The 24,043-nt window shown below is 40.8% G+C and carries 21 protein-coding genes; 3 read left to right on the top strand and 18 right to left on the bottom strand.

All coding sequences use genetic code 11. The features are described 5' to 3' along the window. Positions 1 to 7: 7 nt before the first annotated feature. The 4 genes from AC1EU2_RS17265 to nudE all read right to left on the bottom strand — a co-directional run bounded on the left by AC1EU2_RS17265 (position 8) and on the right by nudE (position 4,798). Positions 8 to 1,342 carry a hypothetical protein gene (locus tag AC1EU2_RS17265; RefSeq protein ID WP_480299523.1) on the bottom strand — a complete coding sequence of 445 codons (1,335 nt, stop codon included), beginning with the start codon at positions 1,340 to 1,342 and terminating at the stop codon, positions 8 to 10. A 66-nt stretch (positions 1,343 to 1,408) separates the two neighbouring features. Beyond that, positions 1,409 to 3,268: an MFS transporter gene (locus tag AC1EU2_RS17260; protein WP_480299522.1), complete on the bottom strand. Its 1,860-nt coding sequence runs from the start codon at positions 3,266 to 3,268 to the stop codon at positions 1,409 to 1,411. A gap of 127 nt (positions 3,269 to 3,395) precedes the next feature. Beyond that, entirely contained in the window at positions 3,396 to 4,226 is an 831-nt protein-coding gene (cysQ, locus tag AC1EU2_RS17255) for a 3'(2'),5'-bisphosphate nucleotidase CysQ (RefSeq protein WP_480299521.1), read from the bottom strand. A 20-nt stretch (positions 4,227 to 4,246) separates the two neighbouring features. After that, positions 4,247 to 4,798, bottom strand: coding sequence for an ADP compounds hydrolase NudE (gene nudE / locus AC1EU2_RS17250; protein ID WP_480299520.1), 552 nt, complete (start codon positions 4,796 to 4,798; stop codon positions 4,247 to 4,249). A gap of 82 nt (positions 4,799 to 4,880) precedes the next feature. Between nudE and yrfG the strand changes: the two genes are divergently transcribed. Then, positions 4,881 to 5,531: a GMP/IMP nucleotidase gene (yrfG, locus tag AC1EU2_RS17245; RefSeq protein ID WP_480299519.1), complete on the top strand. Its 651-nt coding sequence runs from the start codon at positions 4,881 to 4,883 to the stop codon at positions 5,529 to 5,531. A gap of 48 nt (positions 5,532 to 5,579) precedes the next feature. Here yrfG and AC1EU2_RS17240 read toward each other — a convergent pair whose 3' ends face one another. The 14 genes from AC1EU2_RS17240 to gspC form a co-directional block, all read right to left on the bottom strand. Next, complete coding sequence (locus AC1EU2_RS17240) at positions 5,580 to 7,556, bottom strand: methyl-accepting chemotaxis protein (RefSeq protein ID WP_480299518.1); 1,977 nt, start codon at positions 7,554 to 7,556, stop codon at positions 5,580 to 5,582. 170 nt (positions 7,557 to 7,726) lie between these two features. Further along, entirely contained in the window at positions 7,727 to 10,414 is a 2,688-nt protein-coding gene (locus tag AC1EU2_RS17235) for an ankyrin repeat domain-containing protein (RefSeq protein WP_480299517.1), read from the bottom strand. A 133-nt stretch (positions 10,415 to 10,547) separates the two neighbouring features. Further along, a complete protein-coding gene (locus tag AC1EU2_RS17230; protein ID WP_480299516.1) occupies positions 10,548 to 11,306 on the bottom strand; it encodes a type II secretion system protein N in 759 nt (252 codons plus the stop codon). Between the two features lie 15 nt (positions 11,307 to 11,321). Further along, on the bottom strand, positions 11,322 to 11,801 hold the full coding sequence (locus AC1EU2_RS17225; protein WP_129945327.1) for a type II secretion system protein M: 480 nt from the start codon (positions 11,799 to 11,801) through the stop codon (positions 11,322 to 11,324). Then, positions 11,802 to 13,004 carry a type II secretion system protein GspL gene (gene gspL / locus AC1EU2_RS17220; protein ID WP_480299515.1) on the bottom strand — a complete coding sequence of 401 codons (1,203 nt, stop codon included), beginning with the start codon at positions 13,002 to 13,004 and terminating at the stop codon, positions 11,802 to 11,804. 56 nt (positions 13,005 to 13,060) lie between these two features. Beyond that, positions 13,061 to 14,083 carry a type II secretion system minor pseudopilin GspK gene (gspK, locus tag AC1EU2_RS17215; RefSeq protein ID WP_480299514.1) on the bottom strand — a complete coding sequence of 341 codons (1,023 nt, stop codon included), beginning with the start codon at positions 14,081 to 14,083 and terminating at the stop codon, positions 13,061 to 13,063. Between the two features lie 36 nt (positions 14,084 to 14,119). After that, entirely contained in the window at positions 14,120 to 14,899 is a 780-nt protein-coding gene (gene gspJ / locus AC1EU2_RS17210; RefSeq protein WP_480299513.1) for a type II secretion system minor pseudopilin GspJ, read from the bottom strand. Further along, positions 14,880 to 15,257: a type II secretion system minor pseudopilin GspI gene (gene gspI / locus AC1EU2_RS17205; protein WP_480299512.1), complete on the bottom strand. Its 378-nt coding sequence runs from the start codon at positions 15,255 to 15,257 to the stop codon at positions 14,880 to 14,882. Before gspI ends, gspJ begins: the two co-directional genes overlap by 20 nt. After that, on the bottom strand, positions 15,238 to 15,834 hold the full coding sequence (gene gspH / locus AC1EU2_RS17200; protein ID WP_480299511.1) for a type II secretion system minor pseudopilin GspH: 597 nt from the start codon (positions 15,832 to 15,834) through the stop codon (positions 15,238 to 15,240). The genes gspI and gspH overlap by 20 nt, the downstream gene beginning before the upstream one ends. Before the next feature lies 1 nt (position 15,835). Then, positions 15,836 to 16,270: a type II secretion system major pseudopilin GspG gene (gene gspG, locus AC1EU2_RS17195; protein WP_480299510.1), complete on the bottom strand. Its 435-nt coding sequence runs from the start codon at positions 16,268 to 16,270 to the stop codon at positions 15,836 to 15,838. 51 nt (positions 16,271 to 16,321) lie between these two features. Then, entirely contained in the window at positions 16,322 to 17,542 is a 1,221-nt protein-coding gene (gene gspF, locus AC1EU2_RS17190; RefSeq protein ID WP_480299509.1) for a type II secretion system inner membrane protein GspF, read from the bottom strand. 3 nt (positions 17,543 to 17,545) lie between these two features. Beyond that, positions 17,546 to 19,114: a type II secretion system ATPase GspE gene (gene gspE, locus AC1EU2_RS17185; RefSeq protein ID WP_480299508.1), complete on the bottom strand. Its 1,569-nt coding sequence runs from the start codon at positions 19,112 to 19,114 to the stop codon at positions 17,546 to 17,548. A gap of 3 nt (positions 19,115 to 19,117) precedes the next feature. Next, positions 19,118 to 21,331, bottom strand: coding sequence for a type II secretion system secretin GspD (gene gspD / locus AC1EU2_RS17180; protein ID WP_480299507.1), 2,214 nt, complete (start codon positions 21,329 to 21,331; stop codon positions 19,118 to 19,120). Between the two features lie 25 nt (positions 21,332 to 21,356). Next, complete coding sequence (gspC, locus tag AC1EU2_RS17175; RefSeq protein ID WP_480299506.1) at positions 21,357 to 22,277, bottom strand: type II secretion system protein GspC; 921 nt, start codon at positions 22,275 to 22,277, stop codon at positions 21,357 to 21,359. A 259-nt stretch (positions 22,278 to 22,536) separates the two neighbouring features. Here gspC and hslR point away from each other — a divergent pair, with 259 nt between their 5' ends. Continuing rightward, entirely contained in the window at positions 22,537 to 22,956 is a 420-nt protein-coding gene (hslR, locus tag AC1EU2_RS17170; protein WP_480299505.1) for a ribosome-associated heat shock protein Hsp15, read from the top strand. Positions 22,957 to 22,965: 9 nt separating this feature from the next. After that, the gene (hslO, locus tag AC1EU2_RS17165) at positions 22,966 to 23,826 is read left to right on the top strand and encodes an Hsp33 family molecular chaperone HslO (RefSeq protein ID WP_480299504.1); all 861 of its coding nucleotides are present in this window, start codon (positions 22,966 to 22,968) and stop codon (positions 23,824 to 23,826) included. Positions 23,827 to 24,043 lie beyond the last annotated feature (217 nt).

The following is a 24,043-nucleotide window of genomic DNA, read 5'->3' as shown; positions in this document are numbered from 1 at the left end:
AAATAGGTCAATTCACATTAATATCAACTGTCTCTGAATGAACATAGAAGTCATAAAAGTCTGATAAATCACCTAAAGGTTCACGACTAATTTTAGCAACCTCCGCTCTAAACTCATCATGTGTTCCAACAAATTCATATCCAATTAAAGTAAGTTTAAAGTCTGGGTTTTCCATTTTTAAAATAGTTTGATTTAAATCTTGTGGGAGCTCTAAATAAGGCATAGCACCTCGTAAGGGAGCTTCAATTTTCCATAACGCAACATTAGGCTTAAATAACTCTATTTTTAGTGTGTTAAATTGATTATTTGCATAAGCCAAATTGTAGTTACTACTAGATTGACCATTAATTCCCTCTAAAATTGGTAAGCTGTTATTGAAAATATATTCAGGGTCTTCAGAGAAATAATAGAGATTATTAGTTTGTTCAACATTGTGTAGAGCACTAGCTATATACTTAGCCCCACCAGATAAAATTTCTTCTTGAACGACTTTTACATAATTTTTATCAAAAAAATCCGTAAATACTTGTGGCTCTCTCAAGAAGCTTTGTTTATTGACTCTTCCCTTTTCTGTCTTAGCATAAACTTCGATATATTCTGGCTTATCAAACCCATATGAAAATTCATAGCTTTTTCCTTTCGAGCGATTTTGCTCGAAGATACTTGGAGTAATAAGCACATTTTTTGAATCGGCGATACTATTCAGATCCACTTGGGCAACGAACGAATCTTCATCTGATTCAAAAACTGCATTTAAACCAATAGTTAGATTCTGATATTTAGAATCCACCAAGCACTTATTAACATTCAATGATTCTGTTGGGCCAGTTCTTCCTACGAATTGGTTATCAACAACTATTTCATACGTCGTAAAAGCTGTTTTTAGTTGAGAAACATCAATATTGAAATTATTACAAGTACATTGATTATCAAAAGACGAGTTTTCAATGGTAACCTTTCCAAGATCACCATCTTTTAAATTAATATGAGAAGTTAGTTCAAATTGGGATTCTGTTTCTCCTAATTTAGCAACATTTGTGACCATTGTTAGGTGAGATGAGTCAGCAGTCCATGGAATATCAACCTTACCACTCGAATCAGAGCTGAACTCAGCAATATCTTTACCTGACTCATTATGCACAATAAATCGAACCCCTACAGCAGGGAACTCTTGTTTGCACCTTGAAGTATATACTATATCTGCCGTTATCCGAGTTGAAACAGACTCACTACTTCCTCCTTGAGGGGGTTGAGCCTCTTGGCTCTGATTTCCGTCCCCACTGCTACCACCACATCCAGCTAGTAACAACCCAAAACTAAGAGCGCCTAATCTCTTTCTCATCCTTTTTTCCTAGTATTAATTTCTTAGGCGCATATTATGTTATCAAAAAGCCACCACAATTAACATTTAGTTAACAAAAAGGTTTAATACCTTTTCTTTAAGAACATTACTTTTCACATCTTTGCCATCAACAACTTCCCCAATATTCACCCCAATCTTTGACCAAAAGCGTTTTGGTCTAGTCGTTAATGCATGCCCGCCTTTATGGCTAAAATAAGACCCCCATAAACCTTGCAGTGCCATAGGTACGACAGGAACAGGATCACGTTCTAAAATCTTATTGATGCCCGGCCTGAACTCACCCATTTCACCATTGGGTGTGAGTCGCCCTTCAGGGAAAATACACACTAATTCATCGTTTTGAATTGCTTGATGAATCGACTCAAAAGCTTGGTTATAGGTTTCTTCACATTGTCTAGGCGAACAAATTGGGATCACTCCCGCATGACGAAATAAGTACTTAAGTAATGGTATTTCACTAATACTTTTATCCATGACAAAACGGGTGGGCCGAGTGGAAGCGCCCATTATGATGAGAGCGTCCATATAAGTAACATGATTACAAACAATCACTGCGGCACCTTGTTGAGGTATATTTTGTCGTCCATTCACTGTCACTCTGTATAAGATATGGCTCAATACATAGCTGATAAATCTCTGTGCAAATTCAGGCACTTGTGAATAAACATAAATGGCCACCAGCAAATTGAGTCCAGCAAGTAAAGTGAATAATTGTGGAATACTCCACTCAAGTACCGACAATAAAAGAATGCCAAGAATGGCTGATCCCACCATGAATAAGGCATTAATGATGTTATTAGCAGCAATAGCTTGTGCGCAACTTTCTTTATCTGCTCGAGTTTGAATAAAGGCATACAAAGGCACGATAAATAAACCACCGCTGATACCAATCATCGTTAAATCAAACATCAAACGATAATGCTGGCTGTCCGTTAAAAATGCACCAATACCATAAACGAAACTTGGATCATTGGGTGCTTCTGGCAACGCCCACATCAAATCAAAACCAAAAAGTGTGAGCCCAAGAACGCCAAACGGCAATACCCCAAGTTCAACTCGACCAAAAGAAATGCGCTCACAAATGAATGAACCAATCGCAATGCCCACAGAAAACAAAGCAAGCAGTAATGAAACAACCGTCGCATCTGCGTATAGGAAGATTTTGGCAAAATTAGCGAACTGAGTCAGATAGGTAGCGCCTAAAAACCAAAACCAGCTGATCGCTAGTATGGCATTCCAAATCGCTGGTTGCGCCTTCACCTGTTTAATCACCTTCAATGTGCCTGCTAAGGGATTAAAGGCGACTTTTGTAGGTTGACCAATAGGTGGCAGAGATGGGATCCCTCGACTTGATATGTACCCTAGTACTGCAATCGCAACAACAATACTTGCGGCAATAGCTGGACTGTTTTCATAGCCAACAATTAGACCTGCACTCAAAGTACCAACCAGAATGGCGATAAAGGTACCCATTTCAACCCAGGCATTCCCTGAAACAAGTTCATCATCACTCAATGCTTGAGGTAGAAGTGAGTATTTTACGGGACCAAAATAAGCCGACTGACTGCCCATTAGGAAGAGCAAACCTAACAAGATTAAGTAGCTGCTCATCATCATAGCAAAGGCTGCACAAGACATAATGACCACTTCCAGTATTTTCAGCCTTCTGATTAACACTGATTTGTCTGAGTTATCAGCTATCACACCTGCATGAGCGGAAAATAAGAAAAACGGTAAAATGAATAAACCCGCTGCCAGGTTTACAAATAAGCTGGTATCCATCGGTAGTTCACCCATTTGTGAATAAGTGACCAACAGAATAAGCACATTCTTGTACACGTTATCGTTTAAAGCCCCGAGGCATTGGGTTATAAAATACGGTAAAAATCGGCGGGTGAAAATCATAGTGATCCATACTTTAGCGCAGTTTGATTGTCACTATAACGAATAACGAGCAAATAAACAGCTTGTTTATTTACTCGTTTTAATTGAATTAAGTCATATAGATAGATAAAAACACGAGACTATTAAATCAGTCAGAAATCGCTCCAAGCAATTGTTTCCAATTCATTTGAGGCTGACCTACAACAATAAAATCTGGATTCTCTAAGGTTTCACGCTCATTGTAGGTTAACGGTTGAAGGTTGATGTCCATGACCTTTCCCCCCGCCTCTTCAATGATTACTTGTGCAGCGCCCGTATCCCATTCACCTGTAGGTCCAACACGGACATAACAATGAGCTTGGCCCTCTGCAACTAAGCAACTTTTTAATGCCGCCCCCCCCAGTCGTATCAGCTCGTATACATGTACATCATCAAACAATTTCAATACTGACTGCGGGTCTTGGCGACGACTTACTGCCACTTTCAGAGGTAAATTATCATTCCACTCTTGTTGTTCTGTATGGATACAGCTGTCTTTACCGTTTTCGCGCTTAAATGCCCCCTGCCCAGAAATGGCATAATAACTACTTTCAGTCATCGGTACATGCACGATGCCCATAATAGGTTTGTTGTTTTGAACCAGTGCTACTAATACCGAAAAGTCGCCGCTACCGGCAATGAACTCTCCTGTTCCATCCAATGGATCCACCAACCAATATTGTTGCCATTGCTCACGTTCAGAAAACGGAATATTCGCAGCCTCTTCAGACAAAATGGGGATGTTTGGTGTGAGTTTTGTTAATCCATCGCAGATAATTTGATGTGCAGCAAGATCGGCAGAAGTGACTGGAGTTTCATCCTGTTTAACCTGTTTTTCAAAACTTCCTGACAGATAAATCTCTTTAATTGCTTGACCCGCTTGTGTCGCAATAGTGATTACTTCTTCAAGTAGTGCTTGTGGGTGCGATACAGCCTTCACCACCATAAATCTCCTAACTTCTACTTCTCTTTTATTTTAGCCATCGCTAAAAATAATGCACTTACACAACGCGCTTCGGTAAAATGTGCGGTCTCAAGTAATGCTTTCCAGTTTGAGATATCCCATGGGACCACCTCAATAGGCTCAGGCTCATCCCCTTCAAGTTTACTTTCATATAAACCCTCAGCAATGAATAAACTCATCTTACTTGAAAAATAACTCGGTGCTAGACTGACCTCTTTTAAAAATGTCAGTTTTTTAGCACCATAACCAATTTCTTCCTGCAACTCACGATTAGCCGCCTGCTCAGGTGTTTCACCTGGGTCAATCAACCCTTTTGGAAACCCAAGTTCATAATCGTGTGTCCCCGCTGCATACTCTCTGGCAAGTAATAATTGTCCGTCTTTAATCGGCACGATCATTACAGCACCTCGGCTTATGCCCTTCATGCGTTCATACTGACGCGTGACACCATTAGAAAAAGTAAGATCCAATTGCTCAATGGTGAATAAGCGACTTTTAGCCACCACTTTTGAATCATTGATGATTGGCTTTTGATGCTGTTTTGACACTGATACCTCAATTAATCTCTACCTGAGTTTAGGTTTTCAATTACAATCTGAATAATGAGTTAAAACCTACAATAGGAAGTTTATGCTGGATTGGCAAGCAATTGATACCGTGCTACTTGATATGGATGGCACTCTACTCGATCTCCATTTTGATAATTACTTATGGCTTAACACCGTTCCACAAGCCATTGCGGCAAAAAACAATATTAGTCTAGCCCAAGCTAGAGCCATGGTTGAAGAGGATTACGAACGCGTATTCGGTACATTAAATTGGTATTGCTTAGATCACTGGCAGCAACATTTTGGCATTGATATTATTGCGCTACATGAAGCATCAACACAACGTATTCAGCTACGTCCTGATTGCATGCCGTTTCTTAATCAACTTCAACACATGCGTAAGCAACGCATTCTTATTACCAATGCGCACCCTGACAGCTTAGCCTTAAAACTTAAGCATACTGAATTAGCCTCTGGACTAGACATCATTATTTCCAGTCATCAATCTGGTTACCCTAAAGAAGATCCTCGCTTTTGGGATTGGTTATACTCTCAATGTGAGATTACCGCCAACCGCTGCCTTTTCGTTGATGATAACGAACATATTCTTGTTGCTTCTCAAAAAGCAGGTATCGGTTTCCAACTCGGGATCACCAATCCGGATAGTATGGGAGAACTAAAATCATTCGAGCTTTACCCTGCGACTCACGATCTTACGACTGTGTTATCTTGATTACCGAAATAGCATTGGAGGCAACGCTATTTCGGTAAGACTCACCAGCTATTGCAGTTTAAAAGTATTGGTGATTTCTTGTAGCTGAGTCGCCAATGCGCTCAGCTCTACACTGGCCTGTGCAACTTGCTCTGCGCCAGCCGCATTTTCAATGGCAGTTTCACGCACAGAGACAATACTTCGGTTAATTTCTTCTGCGGTGCTGGACTGCTGTGTCACTGCAGCAGCAATCTGCTCTGCATTTTCTGCAATATAATTGATTTCCGTTAGTGCCTGAGCAATCGAGCTTGCACTTTGTTGTGCTGAATTAATGGTGAGTTCAGCCAGCTTTGTTGACTCACCCATTACTTTAACCGCTTTGCCAGTGCCCTGCTGCAACTCTAATATCATTTGTTCAATATGACTTGTTGATTGCTGTGTTTTTTGAGCAAGTTGCCTAACCTCATCTGCTACAACAGCAAAACCGCGTCCTTGCTCGCCCGCCCTTGCAGCTTCGATTGCTGCATTCAACGCTAATAGATTCGTTTGCTCAGCAATGCCTTGTATGACTTCCAAAACGCTACCAATTTGTTGAGAATGTTTTTCTACGTCTTCAATTGTTCCGGTTGCGACTTCGACTTCGAGAGCTAAGTTTTCCATACTTAGTATGGTTTTTTGAACGTTATCATTGGCATTGGTCGACGTCGCTTGAGCTTGACTCGATAAATCAGCAACGTTAACTGTGCTTGCTGCAACATCATCAATCGTCGCACTCATTTCATTCATAGCAACCGACACGTTTTCTACGCTCACCTGTTGTGTATGCAGCCCTTCTTTTGCTTGCATGCTTACCGCACTGGTCTCTTCAGCGGTTCCGGCCAGTTGTACACTAGATGCTTGAATATTGTTGATCATGTCATACAACTTAACGGTCATACGTTGCATAGCAGCATATACACCTGTAGCCTTTGAATCTTCTGCTTCAAGGTGCAATACTCCGTCTGCAATTTGTTCTGACAAACGTTGCATCGTTTCCGGTTCCCCACCTATTGGCTGAGTAATGCTTTTTGCAATATGCAAAGCCAGTAGCACTACGATAATGAGAGTTGCCCCTATCAAGACCATGGTTTGCCATAATAATGTATGTGTCATTGCAAATGCTTCTGCTTCGTCAATTTCAGCAATTAACACCCAGCGTGTTCCAAAAAAATCGATAGGGCTGTATGCGGATAAGACCGGATTACCGTTATAATCCAAAATGATTTCAGCACCTTGCTCACCCAATAATGCTTTTTTCACAGACTCGGTTTGTACCCCGTTTTTACTTACCGAGCCTTTGAAACTCGCTTTAACTGTATGACCAACAGGATCTAAAAAAGAGTCAGAGCGCATTCGATGATCAGAACCAACTAAATACGTTTCCCCTGTTTCTCCCATTCCTTGACGCTGCTGCATAATGCTATTGATGTTATCAATTGAAAACTGTAGAGCCACGATTGCCTTTATCTGCCCTTCAACGCTCACCGGCATACCAATAAAAGCTTGCGGATCACCTCCACTTGGTGCGTAAGGTTTAAAATCTGAAACCGCCATTGTCTTTTTACTCATGGCCTCATTATAAAGTTCAGCAAGCCCGGAATCTCGGTAAGGCCCCGTCACTAAATTGGTCAAATATTCAGGTTCTTTTTCCACTGAATAAATAACATTTCCATTTATATCAATAATGAATAAATCGTAATATTGGTTTAACTGCATAAAATCTGTCAGCAGCTTATCTTGTGAGTCGATCACTGTTTGTGTCAGCTTATTATTGTTGTCACTGATTTTTTGTTTTAACAATGCTGTAGCCAGCTTAATATCATTTTGGCTTTTATTTAAATACCGATCTATTTGATTTGATTTGATTGATCTTACTGAATTTAACCGTGCATAAGCTTGTGCTTCAATGGCATGCTGGCTTTCATAGATAGAAATAGAGCCAAGCATGATGGCTGGTAAACAACCGATCGCTAAACAATAGGTCAACAGTTTTGACTTTAAGCGCATTTCATTTCCTATATTGAGAATATCTCAACAACAACAGGGGGAAGGGATCTCGATGATGATAGAATTGAAGGCGTTAGCTGCAAGGAGAGTTGTTAAAAAGTATGACGTACCGCACATTTTTTAGTAAAAGCCAACATATTTCCTGGATATAAAAATGAAGAAAACAACCTCTATTTACTCTCTAATATCTCTATAATCTTCATATGACTTAATTTTTTTGCGAGCTCTAAAGCTGTATATTCATGATCCAACGACAGCTTATCCTTACGAGAATAGTAACCTTCATCAGTTTTGAACTTCGCCTTTAAGCTGCACCCTTTACTTTTTAATAGTTCGACAAGCTCAATATCGTTTGTCCAAACAGCGTAGTGCAACGGTGTAACATTAAACGTATCCTTAATAATTCCTTTACTAAAAAAAGCGTCTTTATCAATATTTCCAATCTCAAGTAAAAACTGTATTAGCTCTAGACGATTTTCTTGATGGCAATTCAATATAGCGTAGTTTATGCAGTGCTCTTGGGGTGATTGGTAGTTTGTAGGCCAAAAGTTCATTGGCTTAATAACATCGGTAAACTGTATTAAAAATTTCAACATCTCTAGGTTACTTTTTTCAATAGCAACATAATGAAGCCCATAGCCATCATCACGTTTCTTACCGTTAATTTCGAACCCCTCACATTCAATAAGTTCGTTAACAATCTCTTTATTACCACCTTTTACCGCTAGATGTAGTAAATCCCGCCCTTGAAGCTCATATCTCTCAGCACACCTTCGCCACAGCACAAAGAAACATTCAGCATGCCCCTTTAAAGCGGCTAACTGTATGGCCGTATTGTTTTTGTAGCTTCCTTTATCCCCGACTTTCAAATCAATATCTGCACCATGTTCGAGTAAACACTCCAAGGCATCTGCATTATTCTCTAACGTTGCAAGATGAACAGCAGCAAATCCCTCAGAATCAACCTCATTGATTTTCGATTGAGATGCAGTATGCGGAATCAATACAGTCACAACTTCTCCTCTTTTCAATTTAAAGGCTTGCAATAAAGGAAGTTCTCTACTTTTACAAACGGTTCGCCCCACTGCAGCACTTGGTTTGGCTTCAATAAGACATACAACAACATCTCTATGATCGTTTTCTATTGCCAGTGACATTGGAGTTTTACCTTTGCGGCAACTTGCAATAATTGGCACTTTTAACCCAAGTAACCAAACAACGATGTCTTTGTTTCCTTCCCTACAAGCTAAGTGTAATAAATTCTCTGACGTCGCTGTAAGTTGTGTAGGCACATTCAAGTAACACTGACTCTGTATCGCTTTAGCCATTTCAAGATCATTATGCTTGCAAGCCCATTGAATGACGGTTAAACCCGCCACTTTTATTGCGTCATGATTATCAACTCCAACCATTTTTAGTACTAATGGATTTTTACCGTTGATCAAACAAAATGACACTAAATCCGAGAGTTCATCACTTGATAAAGATTTCCATTCAGTGTTTTGTTTTTCTAAAAGGGTTAGGGCTTTGCCGACAGAACTGTCTAATAAGTTCTTAATTTCTGATGATATCGCTTCTAAAGCTAAACAAGCTTTTCTGAATTGAAGTAAACTTTGCAGTGATTCAAGATCTTTATCCAATCTAATGACGTGACTTTTATCTTTATGCTCGTTCCATTTCTTTTCAATTTGCTGATTAACCACACGGGCAATACTCAACTTTTTGGGTAATGAATATTTTTCAATATCTTTCAATAAAGTACTTGCCAATAATTGTAATTCACTGGCTTCTTCCACTTGCTCTAAACTCTTTGAGAGCAATAATATAAATACATCAAATGGTAATGTATTTTTGTCGATCCATTTCAAGTCATCAAGATTAAATTGCCTGTATTCATCACCCTCTTTTACAACAAACAAAAAGCCATTAAGCTGTAATAACTGTTTAGTCTGATTTCCTCCGACTAGACTGACATTATTACTCACATAATTTTGAGTTTTATCAGCTTCAGCAACAGACAATTCGAACTGACGAGATAAGGTATCTGGTAATAACGCTAATTGGCTTTCATAATTAGATTCATATTTTCGCCTGGGCAGCACTTTTTTGCCAACTGGCGCATCTGTTACAGGTGCCATTTCTGTTCTTAAAGCCATACTATCTTTAACGCGATTTGATTCTGTAGCTGAAGAAACTGTGTACACCCTTTGTTCAGGGACTTCGATATCCTTAATAACTAAATGTTCAACTAACATTTGTGGACTGAGATGCCATTCAACAAATTCAAAGAATTGCTTATCGTGAGGAGAACTGAGTGGTTTGTAATCTATAATTTCATCATTATCAAAAAAGAATCCACTCGCTAATTGTGTTTTGAGGTAATTGATTAAATTATTTTTATCCAAACCTTGACCTGGAAATTGAGCCACATAGTCGTTAGCCAAATCTGAAATTAGGCTGGTTGCTGTAGATTCAATTAGCCTCATGCCATATGTCGAATAAAGCCATAAAAAAACATTAAGCTTATCTATGTCATCTGAATTAATTTTATCTTTGCAAAGAACAATATTCTTGAAAAGCATTTCCACTTGCTTAGGTGCTAGCTGGCTGGATTCGACAAATGATATGAGAAGTTTAATTCTGTTTTTGAAAGTCGAAATGTCATGATTTTCAACCTGAATTCTCTCAACTAAAGATTTAACTGTCTCTGCTGATTCGATTCCAAAGAGGTGCGGCTCCATTTCTGTTAGTAAACTGGAACTTTGTTCTACAGCTACAGTTGAACTATCGATAGTACGATCATACTGAACATAATCAGTGTTAGTTGTTTCAATTATGACATAGTCAGTTGTTTCCATTTGATGAGCATAACCCGATAAAAATTTGTTTATATTTAAACATATTGATAACAGGTAAAGCTTAATCTAAATAAAAATTAATCATTGGCTTGATAGAAAATAAAAAGCCGCTAAAAAGCGGCTTGAGGATTAACTATAAAGGCAGTCGTCCTTGATAATTAATTTTATAGTACCCTTGGCTATCAGGTTGACCAAGGTACTGTAAATTATTACGAATCATTTCTGGCAAATTCTTCGTTGGTTTCAATTTTGCTGCTACTTTATATTGATTGTTTTCACCGATACTCACTGTACCTGAGACACCAAGTTGATTATCAGACTCTTTGGCTGTCAATACAGCTTCCCCTTGCTTACAGCTCAAATCAAATGCTAAGTCACCCAGTGGAAAAGCACCAAACTGATTTTTCACATTCACATGATGCAGTAAAACCTTACCCGCAAGTGCTTCACACATTGGCGCACCTTGTGCAAACTCACTAATGTGTAAAGTGATATCACCACTGGCTTTGGTACCAAATGGCAGTCGTTGACCGGCGAGCAAAAAGTCTGCATTTGTACCCAAATTTAAGTTTTCAATTTGAACACCTGAAAATGAATAACTGATATGACCTTTGGTATTAAATGACGTTGCTTTACTTCCAACGGTAATATCGGCACTGACTTTTCCAATTAATAAGGCCCATGGATTCAAATTCCAATGCACTTGATCAAAGGATTTTCCCATCACTTGTATGCTACTGGCACGGCCTTGCCACAGGCTGCCATCGATATTCGCCACTTTTACATTGCTCGGAAGTGGAACGAATGTCATCACCACTTTTGCTGGAATCAACACCACTAAAAACACAAAGTAAATGGCGACACCAATTATGATTTTCTTCGATAAACTCACGTGTTCATTCCTTCCTTATCGAGAAAACTGGATACGTCTAACTTTGACAATACCCGCTGCATCTGTTTCAGCAATATCAAGGTTATCCAGTGATAACCCTTTCTTCTGCACGACGTCATCTAAGTAACCCAGTAAAGCATCAAAAGGGACTTCGTCCATCCATACTTGAATTTTGTTGCCTTGTGGCTGCATGCGTGAAATCGCTAATCCATAAGTGCTTGCGGTAGTATTCACAATGCTGCTCAAGCTTCCACCTTTCGACGTTTTTGCACCCGATTTTTTAAGGGCAATTATTCGATTCGCTTTTTGCTTAACTTCCGTCAAGGTTCGCTGCTGTTTTTGCAGATCCTGTTGTGCGTTTTCCTCAGCATTACTTAAAGGAGTCCAAATGCCCCAATAGAAAATACCGATAACGAAGAACACTGAACACACACCTAATAATTGTTGTTCACGATAGGCTAAGCTATTCCACCAAGCCAGCAAATTATCCTTCATTTATTTGCTCCTCAAGGTGAGTGATGTAGTCACTCGATCATCTTCATTGCTGATCACGCCAGCATCAAAATCAAAGTTAGGTTGAAGTGCCGCTTTAAACTTATCAACATCCGCATAATCTTTCGCACTGATCTGCATTCTCAGCTCATTACGACGCGCATCGAAACGCAACGCTGTCGGCTTAACGTCAGCAAGTTTAGTAAACACAGGATCTAACTTATTAAGCATATCGAAGAAATTGGATGTCGTACCTGAACCTTGTAATCCCTTCAACATATTGTTCATCTGGAAAATAAGGTTTGTCGTATTTCTTCGACCTGTCGCTTTTTTATAAATGGCAGCTTGTTGCGATTTCAATTCATCAATTTGTTGGTGTGTTTGATAAATATTAATCCCTTTACTCACCATGCCCAATAACAGTGCCACACCTACAGCTATAGCGGCATTTTTCCATACCAGAATATTTTTACTGTATTCTCGTTGCGGGCGATATGGACCTGTCAGAAGGTTAATTGGATTCAGCAATGCACCTTTTGCCAATGTCAGCATCGGTAATTCAATCGGTTGCGGATGAAGCTCTGCACCCTCGAGTTCTAGATCCCCATAATTTGCAATGGTAATTCTGTCTTGCTCGTCTTCGGTATCTTGTACAGGCAACAGCCTTGGCAATACGACCTGTTGCCAGTCGGCAGGAATACTGTAGCCAAGACCATTTGCAGTCCTTAACAACAAGTCATTCCCCATAGTTAATGCTGCCCACTCACATTCCATACGAGGCAACGCTAAGCTATCTGGTAACAAACGTTTGACGATTAAGCCTGCATCTTTTATCCAGCTTAACCAAAGTGCCATTTGCTCGTGTGATACGGCCGCAACAGAGACATTGTTTCCCTCTTTTGCTCCCGTCACAAAATGCATTTGCTCAACATCCTCCGCTATCGATTCCTCAAGCATATAAGGCAAGGCTTTGAGCGCCTGTCGCTGTCCTTTCTCAGGTAACGAAACCTGAGTCAGCACCATAGCCGAAGTAGGCGCGAGTACATCCACGGGTCGATTCCCAGCTCTTTCTGCTAGCGTTGATAATAGTTCCGCATTCGCTAACTCACCAGATGCAATGATCTCTTGTTCTTGCTCAGACCAAACTAACCAAGAACATGGGTCCTCAACATTCGTGCCTAAACGTATAAAAAGGCGTTCACTCACTGTGTTTCTCCACCTTACCTTTAATCTTGAAAGATTCACCTATTTAGGTGCTTTCGTTATTTTTGTCCACCGTATTGACGTGTTAACACATCAACAACGTTATTTTTACCTACTTTTAAGACACTTTCCAAGCGAAAAACAGCATCGTCGACTTTCGCAGCCGCATCCAGTAAAAAGTATTCGCTTTTTACCGAGAATGCTGACTTTAATAATTGATTTTGCCCGGCGATACCGGACAGTTCAGGTGTATTCCAAAAATCAGTAATTTCATCATAACCACTGCCTGAACGCTGGTTAATCACGCTTTCAGCTTCTCCGACAGAGATTTTATTTTGCAGCATTGCAGCCAATAATGCGGCGTGTTCCACTTTTATGGTATTTACATTAAGAACTTGCTGGTTGTTACCAGGTATCGCACAAACATAAGGCTGTAGTTTGCGATATACATCTTGAGTAACACCAATCACGGCTCGTAATTCGCTTCGATGACTCATCAAGGTACGGGCCGCACGATAAGGGACATCCCTTGATTCATAAGCAGCATCCCCACCACCAAATGGGTTAGGTTGTGTACCATCATCAATGTAATCTTTTATGTTATAGGCCAACTTCTCAGCATTAAATGCTTCCATACCTAAATTGATAAGCAGATCAGTAAATTGCTCAACGGCGAGTGGCTTCTTCTGCTGCTGCCCATTGTTTTGGCTTGGCTTAGGAGCATTTACACTGAGCGCATTCACATTAAAGCAGCTGCGCATATCTGAAATAGTGCCTTTAATTTGTCCATTTTCAACAGGAAAAATGACATCCGATTGTGCCCAATACTGCTGTAAATGAACTTTACCTTCAGAGTCTTCTAAATCTTGTTTCAATACTTTTTTAGCTAATTCTTCCGCTGAAATCGCATACCAATACGCCTGATCATAATCGGCTAAGTTAATCGTTCGCTTCACTGCAATTTGGTTGCGCGTGGTAATATTCGCCGCAACAGCTGACACAACTGCCACTATCAATAGTACGATAATGAGTGCGATACCTTGTTGCTGGCGTTTCAACGTCGACTTATATAAACGAGTCATCAGCGCATACCTAACTTTTCATTTGAGAGCTGTAAACTAACCACCTTTACTTCCCCCATTGTCTTGATTGGTATTGTTATTGCTGCCGTTATTATTGTTGTTCCCGTTGTTATTGCTGTTATTTGTACCACCAGAATTATTATTCTGATTGTTATTGGTGTTATTACCGTTATTGGCATTATTTTGCTTAGCATCTTCTGCTTTTGCGCCTAACGGTAAAATAAATTTACGTTGGATCTTTCCGATCCCTTCAATATCAACTTCAATTGCGATGGCTTTAGGTAACTTGGTTGCATCAAATTGTTTTTGCCAAGATTTTCCATCAAAAAAAGCATAATCAATTTCGTTTACATTTTTAATGATGACAGTCTTTATCGGCTCTCCACCAATCTCTGGTTCCGGATAAGGAAAATACCAACGTTCAAGCTCATTGTTCGTCATGACGTATGCAACGGATTGAATGCTACCTCTTGGTAACATGCCATCTGGATTCAACCAGCCCAGTCGATAAAAGACTAAAGCCTTACCGTCAACGTTTGGAATGATGTCGCCAACTTGCATAACCGTATTACCACGGCCACCTTCAATTAACCTTGGCGTTCGTGCCACGATTTGTCCGAGATCGCGCTCAATAATCCCAAAACCTTGCTGTAGTGACTTCAGCTTTTGTGCAAATTGTTTTGTTACATCGTCATTGGTCAGCACAACACTTAACACTGAATTCGCCGCTATGCCCAACATCGCAAAGATTGCTATAGCAATCAGCATTTCAAGTAAGGTGAAACCTTGATGATGTTTAATTTGCTTTGAAAACATAGGTACTTACCTGTGAAATGATGCGCTGATAGCGGTCATCATCGCTAACACTGACTTTTATGAGACGAAAATCATCATCGTCGCTGGTTTTGATGACCTCTCGACGCCAATACCATTCTTTGCCTGCCATTTCAGCTCGGCCTTCTTTTTTGCCAACATCAGGGATGGTTTCTTCTAACTTGCTATCAACCAACACATTATCAGCGACCCACTGTGCGTAGGTACGTTCTTCGAGTATCGGCATATTGGCAATCAGCTCACCAAGGCTTTTAGTAATTGCCACTGCGGCTACAGCAAAAATTACGAGTGCAACCATGACTTCAAGCAGAGTCATGCCTTTAGCGTTTTTTAGTTTCATCTGGCCTCCCAAGAGTCAGCTGACCTAAAGCGCTGCCCGTGACGAGCTTATCAACCTCATTACCATCATCATTTTTAGTAACAAAGTGCAATTCGAATGGCGTCAGTTCACCACTCGGGAAAATCATAATTTGAGGTTCAGGGAATTTCTTTTTTTCATCGTCAAATTTGTCATCACTACCCGCAAACGGATCGTCATCATCAAACCATGACTCATTTTCTTCATCACTTTGAGTAAGAGGCAATCCATCTACCACCACTTCAATGGAAATCCCTTCGTCCATTTTGTGTTCAGTGACCAGACGATCTGACGTCATGGGTTGCCATTTCTGATCTTTGTACACCACAAAATGATAACCATCAGGGTCAACGACAATTCCGACAAATTGACCACTTAACACGGTTTCGTCCATGACCAGCTCAGTGAGAGCGATGAACTTTTTCGCTTGGCCTTCAAGTTTCTGCTCAGGACCAGCAGAACCAATTGAAGGAATAACAGCCACTGCCATCAACCCCATAAGGACCACCACGATCATCATTTCAAGCAGGGTGAACCCTCGGGGTTGGCGTAATGTCATGTTATTGGTAATCGCTCAGGTTCCAGTTACCGATATCATCATCGGTGCCAGCCTGCCCAGAAGGGCCTGCGCTGAAAACGTCAATCTTTCCATGCTCACCAGGACTAAGGTAAAGGTAATCATTTCTCCAAGGATCTTGAGGTAAACGCTTAATATAACCATCTTCACGATAGTTTCTTGGCTCAGGAGAAATCGTAGGCTTATGAACCAATGAGTCTAAACCTTGCTCCGTAGTCGGATATACACCGTTGTCTAATTTGTACATATCTAGTGCGTTTTCAATCGATACAATATCTGCAACCGTTTTTTGCTTATCCGCTTTTTCTTTATTACCTAATACATTCGGTAATACCATCGCAGCAAGTAGACCTAGAATCACTACTACTACCATGATTTCAAGTAACGTAAATCCTCGTTGACGTCTTTGTTGTTTCATTGAAAACTCCTTAATATAAATCGAATCTGTTTCACTTAGCGGCTGATTGCTTTATCCACTGACTAAGTTATTCAGTGCCAAAATAGGCTGCAAAATGGCTAATACAATAAATAATACAACGACTGCCATACTGATCACGAGTGCTGGTTCAAATACACCTAGCGCAATCGTCACATTTGCTTCAAATTGTCTGTCTTGATTGTCAGCAGCACGTTCTAACATTTGCTCAAGCTCACCACTCTTTTCACCCGATGAGATCATATAGAGCATCATTGGTGGAAAAAGTTTAGTCGCTGTTAACGAAGCACCAAGGCTACTACCTTCACGTACACTCGCTGTCGCTTCTTCAACGGCGAGTTTAACTTTGTTATTCAATAGCACATCACTCGCAATACGCATGCCATCAAGTAAAGGTACCGAGCTAGCAGATAGAATACTCAGCGTTCTCGCAAAGCGCGCTGTATTTAAGCTTTTACTGACTTTACCTACTACAGGCAATTTAAGAATGGCAGAATGATATTTCATTCGAAAATTTGGTTTTTGTACTGCTCGTTGAAAGATGACAATACCAAGCACAATGGTCACGACAATGCCAATGCCATAGTCTCGGACAAAGTCTGACATTGAAATCAAGGTTTGAGTCGCCCAAGGTAAATCTTGCCCCATATGCTGGAACTGACTCGCCACTTGAGGTACAACCACAGCTAATAAGATTGAAACAACTAAAATAGCCACAACTGTAAGCGCTGTAGGATAAATCATTGCTTGTTGCAGCTTCGATTTAAGCTGTTGGCGGCGCTCGGTATAGTCAGCCAGTCGATTGAGTACGACATCTAAGTAACCTGACTTCTCACCTGATGCAACCATAGCACGATAAAGATCATCAAAGATGTGTGGGAATTCAGCCATTGAATCAGCAAGACTATAACCTTCGACAACACGAGAGCGCACTGCCATGATCATACTGGCAAGTCGTTCTTTTTCGCACTGTTGGCCGACGGCTTTCAATGCTTCTTCAATCGGTAATCCTGCCGCCACTAAGGTTGCGATTTGACGTGTGATCAGGGCTAATTCAGCCACCGATATACGTTTTTGAAATAATGAAAAGCTATTTTGTTTCGCTTCTTTCTCTGTAACTGGCTCAATACTGATCGGCGTTAATCGCATTTCTCGCAACTGGCTACGAGCATGTCTTGCGGTATCGGCCTCAATAACACCTTTGGTTTGCTTTCCAGTACCGATTTCTAACGCTTTATATTCAAATGCTGCCATCGATTACTCCTCACGAGTGACACGCAGGACTTCTTCAAGTGTAGTCGCACCTGCAAGCACTTTGCTCATGCCATCATGACGAATACTTGGAATACGCTCACGGACGTACTTTTCAATGGCTAGCTCACCTTTACCGTGGTGAATTAATTCACGCACCGTATCATCGACGACCAATAGTTCATGAATACCAGTACGACCACGATAGCCATTGTTTCCACATTTCTTACAGCCATTAGCTCGGAAAATCGTACGATTATCACCTTCTTGAAGCCCAAGTAACTCACGTTCTTGTGCATCAGGCGTGTGCTCGGTACGGCAATCTTTACATAGGGTTCGAACCAATCGCTGTGCCAATACACCTAATAAACTGGATGACACAAGAAATGGCTCTACGCCCATATCTTGTAAACGAGTAATAGCACCTGATGCTGTATTGGTGTGAAGGGTTGATAATACTAAGTGACCGGTTAACGAGGCTTGCACCGCAATTTGCCCCGTTTCTAAGTCACGAATTTCACCAATCATCACTACATCAGGATCTTGACGTAAAATCGCCCTAAGACCACGAGCAAAGGTCATATCAACTTTGGTATTTACTTGAGTTTGACCAATGCCTTCAAGTTCATACTCAATCGGATCTTCAACCGTCAAAATATTCGTATCGCGAGAATTGATCTCAGTAAGACCAGCATAAAGCGTTGTTGATTTACCCGAACCTGTTGGCCCGGTCACCAAAATAATGCCGTGCGGTTTACGGATTAATGCATCAAATTGAACACGAACACCTTCTGTCATACCCAATTGCTGCAAATCAAGATTGCCAGCATTTTTATCTAATAAACGAAGCACAACACGTTCACCATGGCTGGATGGCATTGTTGACACACGCACATCTACAGCTCGACCCGCAATACGCAATGAAATACGGCCATCCTGTGGCACTCGTTTTTCTGCAATATCGAGTCTTGCCATGACCTTGATACGGGAAACTAACAGTGAGGATAACTTACGGTTTGGCTTTAGTACTTCTTTGAGCACACCATCAACACGGAAGCGAACTACTAATTGCTTTTCATAGGTTTCAACGTGAATATCCGAAGCTTCTTCTTTGATTGCTTCAGACAGCAAGGCATTAATGAGCTTAATGATTGGCGCATCATCATCGCCTTCTAATAAATCTTCAGTTTGCGGTAACTCTTCAGCAAGAGTAAATAAGTCCATCTCATTACCAATATCTTCCATCAACTGCTGCGCCTCAGAAGAATTGGTTTGATAGGCCTGAGTCAATCTCACTTCAAATTGCTGGTTATCAAGTTCAACAAGTTTCAGTTGCTTTCCTGAATAACGGCTCGCTTCTAGAATCATTTCCGCTGCTGTCGTCGGCGTGTGAAACAGCGTCAGTTGGTCTTCTGCATCCTTGTCCAAAACCACAGCATGTCGATGAGCGAAAGCAAACGGCAGACGTTCTTTACTGCTCGAGTGAAAGACTTCATCTTCCTGCTGCTCGACATCCATGCCTAGCTCGGTAGAGACTTTTGATAAATCAATATCGTCTAATTGCGTTTCACTCATGAGCTACTTCTTTTCGTCTTGTTTAGCTTTTTCAGCTTGGTCTTTTTCTTTACTTTCTGTCAGCATTTTTAGCGTTGAGTCCGTCTTTCGCATTGGTGTTCCCAAGCCTTTTCCTTCTTCATGACGCTGTAAAATATCTTGAACCTCTTGAGGTACTACTGACTGATTTTTCCATTCTTCTAATACTGGTACTTCAGTATTTGGCATTAAATTAATACCACGGCCTTGCTGTTCTATTTGTAAGGCACGGAAGTAGTTGTATTTGCGACCTGTTAATCCATTCATCGTCATGCCATCACGAACAATCGTTGGCTTGATAAACACCATTAGGTTACGTTTGGTTTTCTTACTTGAAGACGATTTAAATAAGTGGCCAAGAAACGGAATGTCACCTAATAACGGGACTTTCTGCACGCTTTCCTGCACGTTTTCAGTAATCAAACCACCAAGCACGACTACTTGACCATCATTTGCTAAAACCGTCGTTGTAAGACGTCGAGTAGAGAATGAAATATCAACGCCAGTATTACCGTTAACACCCGATACTTCTTGTTCGATGGTTAACTTAACCGCAGAGCCACCTTGGTTAATTTGCGGGGTAACCTTAAGTTTCACACCCACTTCTTTACGCTCAACAGTTTGGAATGGGTTACTGTTGTTAGAACTTGCTGTCGAACCCGTGATGACAGGAACCTCATCACCCACAATAAAGTTCGCTTCTTGATTATCAAGCGTTGTAATGGACGGTGTTGATAGTACATTCGAGTTAGTATCGCTTGAAATGGCTTGCACTAATGCGCCGAAATCGCCAGTCCAAACGCCCCATGCTGCACCATTAATTTTACCCAGTGCTGATGCAAGTAACGAAATATCTCCTGGTGTATCAGGGTTGTTGGTACAGTTTTGATTGTCTCCAGCCCCTGAACAGGTTTGTGAAGCTGGCTGATCTTTTGCTGCCCAAACACCAGCACCAATTTCACCAATCGAAGCACCAAAGTTATTAAACTGTGTGCCACCGCCAGCAGATGTTCCCCACTGGAAGCCTAAACCGACATCATCACCTTCACCAATTTCAACAATAATCGCCTGAACGAGTACCTGAGCACGTCGAATATCCAATTGATCAATAACGCTATTCAGCGTGCGCATTTCAGCAGGCTGCGCCGTCATGACTAAAGAGTTAGTCTCTGCATCTGCAACAATATTAATATCACTGTTGCCACCGCCTATGCTACTGCTGCGGTTGGTTGTTCTTGAAGATGAACTACGGGAAGACGAGCTCGTCTTTCTACTGCTCGATGACGTACTTTTTTTGGCTCCTGGTGTATTAGCAGAAATTTTATCTGCAAAACCATTCAGAACTTCAACAAGATCTTCTGCTTTCGCATAACGAAGGTAACGTACTCGAGTATTACCGGTAGTCGCTTGCTCTTCGTCGAGCTTCTTAACCAAGTTGGCAACCCGCATACGAGTTTTTTCATCACCGCTGACCACAACTGAGTTCGTACGCTCATCTGCGACAACCTTTGGTGCTTGACCTTGAAGCTGTGCCGAACTGCCATTTTGTCGATACAATGTTTCGATTATGCGTACGATTTCACTCGCAGAAGCATAGTTTAATGGGATAACTTGTACTGATGTGTCGCCTTGTTTATCAACGCGTCGAACAATCTCAACCAGCTTATTTACCACAGCTGCTCGACCCGAAATCATCAAGACATTAGAAGGGTCATAGTTTACAACGTTACCACCGCCGGCATTATCATTTAACTGACGTAGCAATGGTGCAAGTTGTTTCGCTTGTGTGTTGTAAAGCGCCACAATGCGAGTAACCATCTCGTCGCCTTGTCCAGGCTTACTATCATCTGCAACACGAATATTAGATGTTTTGGCATCTTTATCTTTAATGACTTTAATGATGTTATTGTCCATTTTAACAACAGCATAGCCATAAACTTGCAGTACATTCAGAAAGAATTGGTAATACTGTTCATCATTAAGTAAGTCGTAACTGCGGACGTTAATTTTACCGCGTACAGTTGGGTCAACAATGATGGTCTTGTTTAAGTTTTTACCAACAATATTGATAAACTCTTGAATATCAGTGCCTTTAAAGTTGGCAGCATATTGTGCAGCCCAACTTAAGGCTGGTGACATTAGGACGGCACCAGCTAGCAAGCTGGCTAAAAATTTACGTCCGAGTTTTTTGTTGTTCATTATGTAACTTCCCCTAGCCTAAATGCTATTGCGGTAAACCTAATGTAAGTTCGACGAGCTGTCCTTCTCGTTCAACAATGATGGACACTTGGGTTAACTCTTGTAACTGAGACATGACTTCTAGTGCTTGTGATATATCGGTTAAGTCATATCCATTTAATGATTTCGCTAAATCGTTGGGCTTAAACCCTGCTTCTCTGAATATCTTGCGATCTTTTCCGGGATTTAAACGATAACCCTGTAATTGACCATTTACCGTTTTTGGCGAAATTGATAAATAATCAGTAATTTTATTCGGGTCCGCTAAAATCGCTTGGCGTGTTTTCGCTAAATCAGCACTCACGCGCCTATCTTTTGATTTATCTATTTTCTTTGCTTTATTTTGAGAGACCGTTTGCAAAGGCTTATTATTCGCAATATCCGTCGTAAATTTTAGACCATCTAACATGACAGTTTCATAACGCCCTGCATTGGTGATGATAATACGATCGGCATAGACCTCTTTAAGCGATGCGGAAGTGCCTTTGATTTTATCGCCAATACTATAAGTTGCTTGTGTTCCACCTGAAGCAATAATCGCTAACCCTTTCTTTTTAGTCGTTGAGGCCACAACCCCTGTTAACTGAATAGAGAGCGAAGACTTAGGTGCATCAGTGATTTGTGTCGGCGTGTTATCTTCAACTTTTTGTGTATTTTGTTTGTCGTACTTACCAAAAAGATCAAGCTTTTTAAAACTGGCTAAATCAACACTGGCTGAACCATTTGAATTAGCAGAAACTGGTGTTGGTTTCCACGCAACGGTTTGCGTAGAAGTCGGTACAAGCCCCCACGTTATTTGGGCTAACAAATATATGATTATTACCAAGCCAAGCCAGAATACAGCGTTGCTTAGTGGCTTGTGAGGTAAGCCAATTACTTTTGTTATTACTTTATCGAGTGCATCCATATCATTGGCAACCTGTGATATTAACCTTCTTTATCCGGTTTTTAAGCAAAAAACTGTACCATGCTACCCTAGCTAGTAAACAGCAACAAGTCTTTAACAGACTCCTCATTGGCTAAAATTAGTCAATTATGCTAACTTTGCCACCCCAAATCGACGTTATTCGTGTAATAGAACATTTTCGAATAACTTTACAATGATTTACTGAATCCTAGCTGATCCATAATCCAATCATTTATAAATACTTATTATAGGAGAGAACATGAGTCATAAAAATTCCCCTCAGCTCACCGTTCGTCTCGATAAATGGTTGTGGGCAGCTCGTTTTTACAAAACACGAGCCATTGCAAAACAAATGATCGACGGCGGCAAAGTACACTACAACGGTCAGCGTACTAAATCCAGTAAGAATGTCGAAATCGGTGCTCGGATCCAATTACGTCAAGGTTTTGATGAAAAAGAGCTCAATATTTTGGCACTTTCTGAACGTCGTGGTAATGCCACGATGGCTCAAGCGTTATATCAGGAAACAGAAAACAGCATTAAAAAACGTGAATTAGCCGCTGAAGCTAGACACCTTAACCGCTTAAATAACCCTATACCAGATCACAAACCCGATAAAAAACAACGACGTCAAATTGTACGCTTTAAACAAAAAGCCAATCACATTGACAGCGAATGAGAACCAAACATGAGTATAGACAAGCTACATCGCTATTTGTTCGAAAATGCCGACGTTAGAGGCGAATTAGTCCAATTAGAAGAAAGTTATCAGCACGTACTTTCAACCCATGAATACCCAAAAGTTTTACAATTGCTCTTGGGCGAGCTTATGGCAGCCAGCTCACTGCTTACCGCTACGCTGAAATTTAAGGGTGATATTGCTGTACAAATTCAAGGTGACGGGCCTGTCTCTCTTGCGGTAATCAACGGCAATGATCAACAGCAGTTACGTGGCGTTGCTCGCTGGCAAGGCGATCTTGCAGACACGGCGAACTTACAAACATTATTCGGTAAAGGCTATATCGTCATTACGCTTACGCCAGAAGATGGTGAACGCTATCAAGGTGTTGTTGCCCTTGAAAAGCCAACGCTTGCCGCATGCCTTGAAGACTACTTTATGCAATCTGAGCAGCTCCCAACAAGCTTATATTTATTTGCTGATGGCAAACGAGCTGGCGGAATGTTCTTGCAAGTTCTCCCATCAGAAAAAATGCATACTGAAGACTTCGATCATTTAAACCAACTCACTGCAACGCTCAAACAAGAAGAAATCTTGTCATTAGACGCAACGGATGTGTTACATCGATTGTATCATCAGGAAGAAGTGCGCTTGTTCGATGCTGATGATGTCACGTTTAAATGTAGCTGTTCAAAAGAACGAACAGCAAAAGCGCTATTAACCATTTCTAAAGCGGAAGTGGACAGTGTTATTGCAGAACATGGTGCGGTCGAGATGGGCTGTGAATACTGCAATACCCACTACCGTTTTGATAGCATTGATGTCGAAGCATTATTTTCAGGTGCTCAAATTAATGAGACCGTTCAATAACTCATGATTCCCTGCTTAAAGCCAGCTCTTTGCTGGCTTAACTTCATTTATTGCTTTCTTAAAAATAAATAACCTTAGCTCCACCTCTCGTCAATGATCCCATTTGCAATAATCTCTACTATATCCCTTAAGCAGAAACTGAGTTTTATAATGGAGATGCGGCCCCTAATAAACACAACGCTTGAAAGTCCTTGGTGTCATATGGAGGCTTCTAGTA

Source organism: Parashewanella sp. 2304DJ23-3, assembly GCF_056591695.1.
The sequence above is the reverse complement of the archived record's forward strand: the minus strand, read 5'-3'. Positions and strand labels throughout refer to the sequence as shown.